Source organism: Paraburkholderia sp. RL17-337-BIB-A (assembly GCF_046025895.1).
GTDB classification, from domain to species: Bacteria; Pseudomonadota; Gammaproteobacteria; order Burkholderiales; family Burkholderiaceae; genus Paraburkholderia; species Paraburkholderia fungorum_C.
In genome coordinates, this window is the sequence record NZ_JARESY010000003.1 from 1,074,498 (window position 1) to 1,087,354 (window position 12,857).

Here is a 12,857-nt window from a genome sequence, read left to right on the forward strand (position 1 = left end):
GTCTGGATCCACGTTGACGAACGCGTGGACATCGCCGTCACGTTCGGCTATCCGGTTCAGGCACGCAGGTATCAAGTCGGGACGCGGTTTCCCCCGTTCGATAAGCACACCAGCTTCCCACGCGCCAAGCGAGTTCGGATTAGCGCGCGTCATTGGAGATGTCCATTAAAGAAAAAGCGCAGTAATAAGGTATAAATAATGATAATAGGTCCATAGGGTTCGCAGCCTCTGCTGAGTGGCTTGCCATCGCGGGGAACGTCACCTCACGGCGGCTTCGTGGGACTGTTGATTCCCATGCGTCGATCCCAGTTTGGCTGGTGCGATGGCCGACCACTTGGATGCAATCGCCTGGAGATCTGTCTCACGCGCCCGCCGGTCTTGCCACACAACTTGCGGCGAAGTATTGTTGGCCAAAATATGCGGGTCTAATATATTTTAGAGTTAACTTTGATTCACGGGATGTATCAATGATACAACTGCGCCAGTTGCGGCAATTCGTGGCGGTTGCCGAGGAAATGCACTTCCGGCGAGCAGCCCAGCGCCTGCACATGACCCAACGGTACTGTCACATTGTTGATGGCCGAGCGAGCGAAGACGTGGAACATCAGTATTCCTGATTTATGCGGAAAGGCGATCCAGCATTGAGTTGCCGGTCACGGTTTCCCACGCTTCAAAAGCCTGCGTGCGCGCCTGCCGCTTGTCTTGTGCGTTCGCGTTGTAGCGGCAGTGCATGAACAGGTTTGCCACCTGGTCGTGGACCGACGTGAATCGCTGCAGGTGGCGCGCTGATTTGAAGCGGCGCATCACCTTCTCGCGCACCCGCGTTGGCTGGTGCGAGTTCTCCGCCCGGTTGTTCAGTCCTTTGTGCTGCCGGTGTTCCACGTTCAGCCCAAGGTCCCTGTTTGCCGCGGCGTCACTCTTGAGCTTGTCGGTGATCAACACACGGGGAGCGCGACCATGCTTCCTGAGCAGCTTGTGCATGAGCCGGCTGGCCGCGTGCCTGTCGCGGCGGCTGTGCACCAGTACGTTGAGCGCCGCACCGCACCGTACTGGTCTACCGCGCGCCACAGCCAGTGCTTCTTGCCGTTGCTCGTCACGACCACCTCATCGAGGTGCCACTTATCGCCTCGGGCCAGCGCGGTAGAGCGGATGCGCCGGGCGATACCCAGGCCGAACTTCACCGACCAGCGGCGCACCGTTTCGTAGGTAAGGTCAATGCCGCGAGCTGCCAGCAACTCCTCAACCATACGCAGGCTCAACGGAAAACGGTAGTACAGCCATACCGCATAACTGATCACGTCGGGCGGAAATCGGTAGCCGGCATAGGAGATAGCATCGTTGGCAGGTGCGCTGTGTTGGAGAGCAGTTCGTTTCATACCCACAATTGTCGCTGCATTTCCGGCAACATCCCAGCAACGTGACAGCGCCCTGTGCGGCCACCTGGGCGCCGACAATTAGTGTGCTGAGTAAGGCCGGCTATCGCGTGATTGCGATCGACCAGATCGGCTTTTGCAAATCGAGCAAGCCCGAGAATTATCAGTTCACGTTCCAGCAACTGGCGCGCAATACCCGTGACCTGTTGCAATCGCTCGATATTCAGCAGGCCACGATGATTGGCCACTCGACCGGAGGAATGCTCGCGATTCGCTACGCGCTAACCTATCCTCGGCAAACAGAACAACTTGTGCTGGTCGATCCGATTGGACTGGAAGACTGGCGGGCGAAAGGCGTGCCGCCGGTCTCCGTCGATCAATGGTATGAGCGTGAGTTGCACACGTCGGCGGATCGCATCCGGAATTGCGAAAGGAACACTTATTTCGCGGGCCAATGGAGAGCCGATTATGAACCGTCGGTTCAAATGCTCGCGGGTATGTATCGCGGACCGCAAAGAGATCTGGTGGCGTGGAACTCGGCGCTGCTGTACGACATGATCCTGACGCAACCTGTCTATTACGAACTGCCGCAAATCAAGACGCCGACGCTGTTGATGATTGGAGACAAGGACACGACTGCGATCGGTAAAGAGTTTGCACCGACCGGGATTCGCCCCTCTCTCGGCAATTATCCACAACTTGCACATCAGGCCGCCGCTGTGATTCCACACGTCAAGCTCGTCGAGTTTCCGAGCGCAGGACATGCGCCACAGATGCAGGAGCCGGACGCATTTCATGCGGCTTTGCTTCGCGGAATGACCGATCTGGGCGCGACAGATTAATCCAAAGGTTGCGTAGGGAATCGTATGCGATGACACCCATTAGCGGGCCCGTGTCAAGCGAGTAAACAACACCCACGACTGCAGCAGCCGGGTTCCCGTTCCATGCCTGATTGCAGTGGCTGAGCGCGCCCGTTTCTTCATTTCGTGGCTGCGACGGATCGCGCCAGACACCCATCAGGATCAAGCGATTGGCGTACTGCGGTTGCCTATCGCCCTGGTGGCTTCGCCGGTTCTGTCGCAATAAGGCGGTCCGCTATGATGTTCGGACCAACATGAACGACGGAAAGCTTGATGAAAACGTTGAATCCGGCGGTGGGCCGCGTGCTCAAACGCCTGCATTACCCGCTCGACGTGATCCTGATGTGCGTACGCTGGTATGTCGCCTATCCGTTGAGCCTGCGTCACATTGAAGAAATGGTCGCCGAGCGTGGGATCTGCGTTGATCATTCAACCGTCCACCGCTGGGCGCTCAAGCTGTTGCCGGTACTGGAGAAAGCGTTTCGTTGCCGCAAGCGGTCCGTCGGGAAGAGCTGGCGAATGGACGAGACGTACATCCGTGTAAAGGGCGACTGGAAATATCTCTACCGGGCCGTCGACAAGGACGGCAACACCATCGACTTCCTGCTACGCGCGCATCGGGACAAGACTGCAGCCCGGCGTTACTTTGAGAAATCGATCGCTCAGAATGGCGTCCCCGAGACGGTGACCATCGACAAAAGCGGTTCCAATCTCGCCGCACTCGAAGCGATCAATGCCGATCGTGAAGCGCCCATCAAGATCCGCCAGTCCAAATATCTCAACAACCTGGTCGAGCAGGACCATCGGGCGATCAAGCGACGAACGCGGCCCATGCTGGGGTTCAAGACTTTTCGCTGTGCCCGGATCCTTCTGGCCGGCATTGAGATTATGCACATGATCGCGAAAGGACAGATGAAGTGTGCTCGCGGAACCCATCCGTCCGCCGCTGATCAATTCTACGACCTCGCAATATAAGCGGTACTTCGCATATCGATCTCGCTTGCCCCTCGATCCTTACCGCGACAAAGCCTTATGGAGGAGCTCCTTGCCGAAGTCGCCTTTCAATAACGTGGTTGCTTCTTCTAGGTTCATGGTGATTTGATGATCGTGCGGAGCCGTAAGAAAAAAATCCTATACGGAGATTACCGTAGTTTTTCCTGTAAAAAGCACCGATGCGAGCGGAAATGGCATGAACAGCGCAAGCGTCGGTTGCCTGGAGGTTGTCGGTTGCCATCACCGAGGTCGGATGCTTGCCGAATGACCGCTGGCGAGAATCATGATAGTCCGTTTAGGGTCGCAGGACGAAACCGCTCGCGCGGTAATGGGGCTCCGATTGAGCTGCTGGACAATTTTCCGCATTTCGCCCTCCCTGGTAAGCTCTTCAAGGAAGTCGACCTTGGCATCCTGAGCCGCCAGACCTCTGTCTGCTGAGGCTTTCCAAGTCGACTAAAGATAGAGTCACTTTGGATGGAGAGCTTACGTTGTACAAATCTGTACTGTACAACGTATCCGAAGATGCAAGCTCACCACCATGCAAGGTTCTGCCTGCGAGCAAATCACGCTCAAAAGCCGAGCCAGTATTGAAGGTTTTCCATCCTTACAAGCCAGCCAATGAGGGGTGGACGAGCAACGCTGTAGAATGACTGCTCGATGGCCACAATGCTCAGTCATGTTGCTAGCGCACCGCGATTCTCAGCCCAAGACTAGTATCGGAGCGTACGCTGCGGGTCGCCGGTCCTTTTCCATAATCCCTCTCATCCTCGAACCTCGCGTGGCACCGATCAGTCGTTTATTCGGCCCCACCTCACGCTAGTGTGGCGGCCTTCATACGTCCGTGGCATGGACAAACCAGCCCCCGTGCACTAAAACGAATACACACGGAGCGACGTGTATTCGGAACCGGCATTTCGCACGAACATTCAAGCAAGGGCTCACATGCGCTATCCCTTCGCGTCAAAGCTGATAGAGCACATCGGACCGTCAATGGGAATCGCTGTCGAACTGGAGCCGGAGTTCGAGTTTGCCGGAGAATTGATTTTCCCCAATGGGAAACGTCATCTGTTTAGGAACACGAACTTAAACGTGAATCCGGCTGGATCGACGGAAATTGCCAAAGATAAGGGGTATACAAGTTTCTTTTTGAGGAAGAAGGGGTTTTTCGTACCCGAAAGCCGCGCATTCTTCTCTGACAAACTAAACGCCAACCTGCTCCCTCACCAACGAAGGGGAACTGAAGCCGCCATCGCTTACGCGGAGTCGCTGGGGTTACCCGTTTTCATCAAACCCAATAACCTTAGCCAGGGCGAGCTTGTAACAAAAGTTTATAATGCCGGAGAGATTTTTGAAACTGCAAAAAATATATTTAATCGTACGGATGTACTCTTGGTAGAGCGGGAGTGCGTCGGCAAAGATTATCGGATTGTAGTTCTCGGCGACTCGATAATTTCCGCATATGAGCGCATTCCTCTTGCAATAACCGGTGACGGGATGCGAACGGTAGGCGACCTGATCGAAGGAGCGCAGGCAGAACTGCAGAACCAGGGGCGACCAAACTCCGAGATTAATCCTTGCGATTCCAGAATTGATTTAAAGCTCGTTCGGCTTGGTTTGAGCCGTGCTTCCGTCTTGCCAAAGGGGCAGCGTACTTTTCTGTTGGATAACGCGAACTTATCGACGGGTGGAACTTCAATTGATGTTACTGATGCCATGGACTCTACTTTCGCGGAGTTGGCTATTGCAGCGACAAAGGCGCTTGGGCTCCGATTATCGGGCGTTGACATCATATGCGCAGATCTAAAAATAGACGCCAAAACGCAAGTGTGGAACATCATCGAATTGAACTCTGCGCCCGGTTTGGATAATTATGCTTCAAGTGGTGGCGTGCAAGCGAACCGGGTGGATCAACTATATCGAGAAATTCTAGTCTATCTTTCCGAACACGGCGGGTAACGGTGGCCAGTTGAAATTATATTCCTGATGCATCGGCATCGGACGGAATTGCCTTCAATCAAACCAGGGGACGATGCTCGACTGCATACCACTGTACGCTTTCGCAGTAGCAGCCTGTCCAGGTGACTTTCATCTTAAAGAGTGCGCCAAATTATCAGATGCAAAGGTCACCTTTTTTTAAATTCAACTACTTAATCAAATTAACCACTCTTATTACCCACTCAATAAACCGAGCCTATGCACTAGCTGATCCCTGGGGATTAAATGCAAACAACCAATAATTGGGCTAAAAATACAAATGGCACCGTGACAAGTCTTATCAACCGTCCGAAGAACGCAGACGCCGCGCTCCCGTTGGACGGAGATACGCACCCTCCATGCGACAGAGAAGGCCATATGGTGCTAATTTGAGCTACTATGAACTGTCAAATGCGGAGCGGACGCTCCGGTCGCGACTTGCAGATCAATGATCCGACGAACGGAGCCGATCATGATAGTTTCGCGTATTTCCCGGCTTCCGGCTTGCCTCGGATTAGTTGCGGCGGCTCTCTTCAGCGGCTGTTCCGCATTGGCCCAAACTGTTTTGCCAATGCCGCCAACGCTAAAGATTTCAGTGGCGCAGGGAGCAACCTGGAAAGTCTACACGGTATATTGGTCGGCGAATATGACAGTCCTCAACGCGCTCGAGCAGGCGCTTCCGACCGTTCCCGCCAGTGGCGCCTTTTCACTGAAGTATTTCCCGCAATACTCCGGCTATCAGATTTCAGCCGTGGGCGGTGTTCCCGCGCCCGGCACGTCAGGGTATTGGACGACATGTCTTCAGCCCGCGGCTGCAGGTAGCACTGTAATAATGCTTCCGCTAGCCCTGGACAGAATCTTGGTGGGAGTTAACGACATCGTGGGGTTAATCTACAACGGTCCATGTCCGACTTCGCTGCCGGCGCGTTGACTAGCCGGCCGCAGGGGCAATGGCAGCGCCGTCACATATGTTTGTTCCGCGCCGACATAGGATTGGCGAATGATCAAGTCCGTCATAGTCAGAATGATCTGGTCGGTTGGCCTGTCTAATTTCGCTATCAAAAACTGAAGGGGTCTGCAATGACGAAGCCAACGGTCAATCAATTCGTCGATTGGAGTTCTGAGTTCCACAATCCGCCGTGGCAGGCCAACGATGCCGTGCCGATCAACCCCGGTGTGACCACAGCATTTGACCTGCTCACTGCCTCTGGTGTGGCCCCGTCACTCAACCCCCAATGGGAAGGCTCGGGAGCAGGGTTATATGTGACTGGTTTGGGAGGCGTGATGGCCAACCAGGACGGTAACGGGTATTGGTGGGTGTATCTCGTCAATGGCAAGATGCCCGACGTTTCCTGCGGTATTGATGTCTTGGCGTCCGGCGATAGCGTGGCGTGGGACTACAAACACGTTTCCAGCGGCCTGAAGCAGGCCGCCCATCCACCGCTCGCATGAGTCCTTACATGCCGTATTAATAACCTTGTCGACAAAGCTCTCCATCGCGTTGGAGATGGCTTCCTGAGCTGCTTGGCTCACTACCACCGCCGAGCGGCCGCCGCGCTTTCCCGACAGGGCGATGATGCAGGCGGCGATCTGAAGGTGCTAACGCTGCTGTGTTTGAGGCAGTGGATGAACCCCTTGATCGACGGGTGGCTGATCCATCCGTTGATTGTATCGACTTATCGCTTTGGCCGAGTCGGCAATCATCCGTTTTCTGTAATGGAGTTAGTGGCAGGGACCTCGGGCAAGAGCTGGCTCGATCTAAATCCGACTGTGGAGCAACGGACGGATGTATGGCGACTTTATTCAACAGCACTTCGCTTCATCACAGCCTTGGTGAAATTCATGGCGACCCTCATCTAGGCGATGTATTGGTTTTTCCAAATGCACACCGGGTGCATGCCGACAGAGGGCTGGTAAAAGAAGGGCTCGTAAGCATCAAAGTGGCCGACGCTGGCACAAGTGAATTCTGGTCGTCATACGACGCTATCCTACGACGAGAAGGAGCACTTATCCGCGAAACTGCCGGCGGCCTTTTCGCCGCCCAGAATTTCGACAAGCTTTGGTGGCATCCGCGGGGATTGCCTCACAATGTGACCTTGCAAGTGCTCGATGCATGCTGTTCGTACATTTCGTGGGTGCACGGTTTTGTGGATTATGATCGTGCGGCAGATAATGCGAATTTTTTTGGTAAATCTTATTCTTGAAACACCTCTTTTTGAGCTCGACGAAATAGTTTCGCAAACCAAGCAAACGTCGTTCACGACAACTAGTCGATTTGCTCGCAGGTTGAATGCGAGGCTATTGCGCATCTGCGATTTCATGCGACGTCATGAGTCCCACAACTAAAGAACTTTACGCAAAGGCTCGTCAAAAATTCGTGGACGAACAACGATTAGCTGGCTCGCACGACTCATACGACCGCGCCGCGCGTTGACGTTCAAGCGCGCGCTAATCATCGCCGTCGAACGGCCACTATGGAGAAGCGCAGAGGCCGGTTCGGGTCGCGTACAACCGGCTCCGACGGTCTACAGTTGGTGGAGTCAACAACTTAAGTAGGTGTATGGTGCGTCAAGTACGGGTCGAACAGAGGTGGCCCCGGAAATCTGGACAGTCGGTTAGGTGGAATCGCTGGGTTCTGAGATAGGCATAATGCCTACAAAGGAAACCAGACGATGACGAAGAGAACCCGGCGCACGCACTCAGCGACGTTCAAGGCGAAGGTGGCACTGGCAGCGGTACGTGGCGAGCGCACACTGGCAGAATTGGCGCAGCAGTTTGAGGTTCATCCGAACCAGATCACGGAATGGAAGCGGCAGTTGCAAGACCGAGCGGCCGATGTGTTCGGCGCGGCGGGCGCGCCCGTCAATGAGCCGCCGGTGGATCTGAAGACGCTTCACGCAAAGATCGGCCAATTGGCGCTGGAGAATGATTTTTTGTCCGGCGCGCTCGGCAAGGCAGGCCTGCTGAGCGCAAAGAAATGATTGATCGTGCCCACCCCCTGCCGGTTTCCCGGCAGGTCAAGCTGGTCGGCATTAGCCGATCCTGTGCGTACTACGCGCCGAGCCCGGTCAGTGCCGCGGATCTGGCGCTCATGCGCCGCATCGACGAGTTGCACCTGGAGCATCCGTTTGCCGGCGCGCGCATGTTGATGCGCCTGCTCAAGCGAGAGGGCATAGTGGTCGGACGCAAACACGTCGGCACCTTGATGCGCAAAATGGGCATCGAGGCGCTGTATCGCAAACCGAACTTGAGCCGCAAACATCTGGCTCACAAGATCTGGCCGTACCTGCTGCGCGATCGGAAGATCGAGCGCAGCAACCAGGTGTACGCATTGGACACGACATACGTGCCTATGGCACACGGCTTCGTCTATCTCACTGCTGTGATCGATTGGGCCAGCCGCCGTGTTTTAGCGCACCGAGTCGCGATCACGATGGAGGCTGAGCATGCGGTAGCAGCGCTCGAAGAAGCATTCGCAAAATATGGATTGCCTGAGATCGTCAATACTGATCAAGGCAGCCAATTCACCAGTACGGTCTTCACCGACGCGGTCCTCTCGCGCGGAATCGCTTTGTCGATGGATGGCAAGGGAAGCTGGCGGGACAACGTTTTTATCGAACGACTGTGGCGCAGCGTGAAGTACGAAGAGATATATTTGAAGGCTTATGAGTCCGTCGGCCAGGCACGCAAGTCCATCGCTAACTACCTGACGTGGTACAACCAGCAAAGGCCTCATTCAAGTCTGTCGGACAAGACCCCGGATGAAGCTTACTTCGCGATGCTGCCCGCGATGAAAACGGCAGCGTGACCGCCCAGCGTTCCACTTAAAAATCGAAAAAACTGTCCGAACGAACGGGGCCACCTCTTAACGCCACCTTAACTGCGCCACCGCACACATTTTCATGGAAACTTAGCGTCAGGTGCTTCTTTTGAATTCCGTTTTCCGCGAAATCTCCCAAGGTTATAGTAGTCGGATCTGCAAAAACCTGTGAAGCACCGTCTGGCCTGGCGTAGCAGTTGGTTTTCGGATAACCTGGCTCCCAGGAAGATTATCGAAGAGATAAAAATTCTGGGAGTTTTGGCCGATGAGCACACCGGATTTTTTTCGTAGCCGTCTGGACGCGATGATTGATCTGCGCCACCCACTTGCGGTGCTGGCCACGAGGATGCCGTGGGCTGCCATCGAAGCGAGGCTCGCGCCCCTGTTTGTGCGGCGCTCACGCGATGGCCGGTTAAGCGAAGCGGCGGACCTGTTTGGTGTGAGTTCTAAGGAACTGGCCGGTGGCGTTAGTGCGGCCGGACGTCCGCGCCTGCCAGTGCGGCTGATGGTCGGGCTGCTGTATTTGAAGCACACTTATAACGAGAGCGATGAATCGGTGTGCGAGCGCTGGGCGCAGGACGTGTACTTTCAGTTCTTCTGTGGTGAGGAGTACTTTCAGCCACATCTGCCATGCGACCCGACCAATCTGGTGCGTTTCCGGCAGGCGCTGGGCGAAGGCGGTGTCGAGGAGCTGCTCGCGACGACGATCACGGCGGCGGTGCAGATGAAGGCGGTGAAGCCGGCCGAATTCGAGCGCGTGATTGTTGATACGACGGTCCAGGAGAAGGCCATTGCGTATCCGACTGACGGCCGTCTGCTGGAGGTGGCGCGGGCCAGACTCGTGCAACTTGCGCAACGCGCTGGTCTTGTATTGAAGCAGACGTACGAACGTGAAGGCAAACGGCTGCGTCGCCGCGCCGGCGGCTATGCGCATGCGAAGCAGTTCAGGCGACTGCGGCGTGTACTCAAACGTCAGCGCACCGTATTGGGACGGCTACTGCGCGACATCGAACGCAAGCTCTCTGGAGCCTCAGACGAACGCAAGGCACAACTGCGCGTGTGGCTGGAGCGGGCGTGGCGTATTTGCTGCCAACGTCCAAAGGACAAAAACAAGCTTTACGCCCTGCACGCGCCCGAAGTCGAGTGCATCGGTAAAGGCAAGGCGCGCCAGCCCTACGAGTTCGGCGTCAAGGTAAGCCTTGCGATCACGGAAAAACAAGGGCTGATCGTTGGTGCGCGCACGTTCGCGGGCAACCCATACGACGGCCACACGCTGGCAGAACAACTTGAACAGAGCACCATCCTGTTGCAGGATCTGCCCGGTACGCCGCAACCGAAGACCGTGCTGGTCGATCTCGGGTATCGTGGGGTCGATAATGAGGTATCGTCAGTACAACTTATTCATCGCGGTAAACACAAGAGCCTGACGAGCACGCAGCGACGCTGGCTAAAGCGGCGGCAGGCGATCGAACCGATCATCGGCCATGTGAAGCATGATCACGGCATGCGGCGTTGCTGGCTTAAAGGGCAGGCTGGCGATGCGCTACACGCGATACTGTGTGCTGCGGGGTACAACCTGCGATGGTTGCTGCGCGCAATCGTTCGTCTGCGCCTGGCGCCCGCATTTTTTATCCTCACGACGCTGCAGTGGCTCGTCACTGTCACGCTCACGCCAGCACCGGCTTGCTGGAACCGTCTGCAAAGGCACTGATCCCCTTCGTTGACATCCAGGCGTTCCACTGCCTCGCCGCGCAGACGGAGACTGTGGCCTCTTTGGCCCCATGGAGACGCGCTGATGCGCAAACTGAATTTTTCAGGACCGACTATAGTAAGGCATTCGTTTGAATTTTCTGACTGGTCAAACAGACTTCGGCGGAGATAGTCGAGCGCGTTCATCTCATACGCCAATGCATCTGCAAGATCGGCGGACTTTCCCAAAAAAATTCGCGTCATTAATTTCTCTCGATGATTTTATTAAACATGGTCAGACTTTCGAATTCTAGCAACGAATGTCCTCTTTCGAGAATCGCGAAGGACCGCTGCGGGTCCAGGTTGTGTAAAAACGCGAACCGATGTGGCTCGACGAGTTCGTACCTTCGATCACGGCCATTGGCGGCTGTTTTAGCCCGCTGTATGGTTGGAGGACGTGCGGGCTGGTCAGAATGCGAAGATTCATCGACGAGTTCCAGAAGCGCTCCGGTTCGCCGCGGTGCAGCCGGTTTGATGTAAGGCCTCTCTTCAGGCCCTCATCTTTTGCATTAACGCCGCAGTGCCTAAGATCGCCATGACACGCTTGAGGTTGTATGCGAGCACATGCAGACTCATCTCGGTGCTGACATGCTCGCGTGTCTTCATCAGGAAGTGCGTAGCGCCCATCCAGAACTTGAGCGTGCCAAACGGATGCTCCACGGTCTGACGGCGTATGCGCATCATTTCCGGCTTCTGATGGAGTCGCTGCTGCATTGCTTCGACTACGCCCTCATGCTCCCAGCGCTTTATCCGGCGGGCCTGCTTCCCGGATGTGCATTGCTTTCTGATTGCGCAGGTGGCACAAGCCGAACTCGAGTAGCAATGCAGCGTCATACCGTGCTCGATGTTTGTGAAACGCCAGGTAAGCCGCTGTTGCGCTGGGCAACGGTACTCATCATCTTCGGCAACGTAGACAAAGTCCTGCTTGCCGAAGTACCCATCTGCTTTACTGCCCGACGTCAGTGGTTTGGGAACGAATGCCGTAATACCCGCCTCATCGCATTGCAGGATTTCCTCGCCCTTGAAGTAACCCCGGTCAGCAACAACGGTCAGATTTTCGATGCCGGTAGCCACTCGCGCCTGCCCGGCCATGTTCGTCAGCTGGTTACAATCATTGCCAACATTGGTGACCTCGTGTGCCACGATCAGATGCGACGTGGCATCAACGGCCGTCTGAACGTTGTAGCCAACCATCCCTGTTCCCCGACCGCTGGTGGCCATGGAACGCGCGTCCGGATCAGTCAGCGAGACCTGTCCATCGGGTGAGTCGCGCAGTCGCTGCTCCATTGCCTTGAGGTCTTGCATCTGCTGCCTGAGCTTCTTGATCTTGTCGCTGATGCGGCTCGTCTTCGCCTCGGCGACATCGGATTGCGTCCGGTCCGAGGTCTCCATCGCCGCAAGGTAACGCGCGATGCTCTCATCAATCTGCTGCATGCGTGCCCGGACCTTACCACTCGTGAAGTTGCGATCACGATTGTTGACGGCTTTGAACTTGCTGCCGTCAATGGCCACAATCGACTTTGAGAACAGGTCCAGGTTACGGCACAACACGATGAATTGCCGGCATACATTGCGGATCGCTTTGCCGTTGTCACGGCGAAAGTCGGCAATGGTCTTGAAATCCGGTGAAAGGCGGCCCGTGAGCCACATGAGCTCAATATTGCGTTGAGTCTCGCGCTCCAGACGCCGACTTGACTGAATGCGATTGAGATAGCCGTAGATATATATCTTAAGCAGAACGGATGGATGATAAGAAGGCCGTCCTGTTGCAGCTGGCGCAGTTCCGTCAAAGCCGAGATCACGCAGATCAAGTTCGTCGACGAAGACATCCACTACACGGACCGGGTTGTCGTCGGCGACAAAGTCGTCGAGATACTCGGGTAGCAAGACGGCTTGTCTTCGGTCTTCGCCTTCGACGAATCGCTTCATGTGCCCACCCGCCCTGAATGCGTTGCTTCAGTTTAGGCGATCAGCACGTTTTCACACAACCTCGGTCGCGTGCTGCCGATCGCCGTCAGGCAGTGACCGGCCCAGATTGTGTCAAAACGCCTTTTTTGGAGCGCTAAAATTTGCCATCCGAAGCGATGG

At 55.6% G+C, this 12,857-nt stretch carries 7 protein-coding genes and 3 pseudogenes; 8 read left to right on the forward strand and 2 right to left on the reverse strand.

The window, feature by feature from the left end:
• Positions 1–467: 467 nt before the first annotated feature.
• A pseudogene (locus P0D84_RS43125) lies at positions 468–557 on the forward strand (LysR family transcriptional regulator); the annotation flags it as partial.
• 61 nt (positions 558–618) lie between these two features.
• Here the strand turns inward: P0D84_RS43125 and P0D84_RS43130 are convergent.
• Positions 619–1,376 (reverse strand): annotated as a pseudogene (locus P0D84_RS43130) (IS6 family transposase).
• Between the two features lie 53 nt (positions 1,377–1,429).
• On the opposite strand from P0D84_RS43130, the pseudogene P0D84_RS43135 reads away from it, so the two are divergent.
• The 7 genes and pseudogenes from P0D84_RS43135 to P0D84_RS43165 all read left to right on the forward strand — a co-directional run.
• Positions 1,430–2,215, forward strand: a pseudogene (locus P0D84_RS43135) (alpha/beta fold hydrolase); the annotation flags it as partial.
• Between the two features lie 291 nt (positions 2,216–2,506).
• The gene (locus P0D84_RS43140) at positions 2,507–3,208 is read left to right on the forward strand and encodes an IS6 family transposase (protein ID WP_408348897.1); all 702 of its coding nucleotides are present in this window, start codon (positions 2,507–2,509) and stop codon (positions 3,206–3,208) included.
• A gap of 960 nt (positions 3,209–4,168) precedes the next feature.
• Positions 4,169–5,182, forward strand: a complete 1,014-nt coding sequence (locus tag P0D84_RS43145) for a hypothetical protein (RefSeq protein ID WP_408348900.1) — start codon at positions 4,169–4,171, stop codon at positions 5,180–5,182.
• 1,098 nt (positions 5,183–6,280) lie between these two features.
• Positions 6,281–6,652, forward strand: a complete 372-nt coding sequence (locus tag P0D84_RS43150) for a DUF4430 domain-containing protein (protein ID WP_408348903.1) — start codon at positions 6,281–6,283, stop codon at positions 6,650–6,652.
• Between the two features lie 338 nt (positions 6,653–6,990).
• Positions 6,991–7,404 (forward strand): hypothetical protein, encoded by a 414-nt coding sequence (locus tag P0D84_RS43155; RefSeq protein ID WP_408348906.1) that lies wholly within the window; start codon positions 6,991–6,993, stop codon positions 7,402–7,404.
• Between the two features lie 468 nt (positions 7,405–7,872).
• A protein-coding gene (locus P0D84_RS43160) for an IS3 family transposase (protein WP_408346954.1) occupies positions 7,873–9,008 on the forward strand; the annotation gives its coding sequence in 2 pieces (ribosomal slippage) (positions 7,873–8,137 and positions 8,137–9,008; 1,137 coding nt in all).
• A gap of 277 nt (positions 9,009–9,285) precedes the next feature.
• The gene (locus P0D84_RS43165; protein WP_408333720.1) at positions 9,286–10,731 is read left to right on the forward strand and encodes an IS5 family transposase; all 1,446 of its coding nucleotides are present in this window, start codon (positions 9,286–9,288) and stop codon (positions 10,729–10,731) included.
• Between the two features lie 527 nt (positions 10,732–11,258).
• Here P0D84_RS43165 and P0D84_RS43170 read toward each other — a convergent pair.
• Entirely contained in the window at positions 11,259–12,698 is a 1,440-nt protein-coding gene (locus P0D84_RS43170) for an IS1182 family transposase (protein ID WP_408348909.1), read from the reverse strand.
• Between the last annotated feature and the right edge of the window lie 159 nt (positions 12,699–12,857).

Excerpts from the sequence above, each read along its gene's own strand:
- P0D84_RS43145 (WP_408348900.1), top strand. The coding sequence starts at position 4,169 with ATGCGCTATCCCTTCGCGTCAAAGCTGATAGAGCACATCGGACCGTCA.
- P0D84_RS43170 (WP_408348909.1), bottom strand. The coding sequence starts at position 12,698 with ATGAAGCGATTCGTCGAAGGCGAAGACCGAAGACAAGCCGTCTTGCTA.
- P0D84_RS43150 (WP_408348903.1), top strand. The coding sequence starts at position 6,281 with ATGACGAAGCCAACGGTCAATCAATTCGTCGATTGGAGTTCTGAGTTC.
- P0D84_RS43155 (WP_408348906.1), top strand. The coding sequence starts at position 6,991 with ATGGCGACTTTATTCAACAGCACTTCGCTTCATCACAGCCTTGGTGAA.
- P0D84_RS43140 (WP_408348897.1), top strand. The coding sequence starts at position 2,507 with ATGAAAACGTTGAATCCGGCGGTGGGCCGCGTGCTCAAACGCCTGCAT.
- P0D84_RS43165 (WP_408333720.1), top strand. The coding sequence starts at position 9,286 with ATGAGCACACCGGATTTTTTTCGTAGCCGTCTGGACGCGATGATTGAT.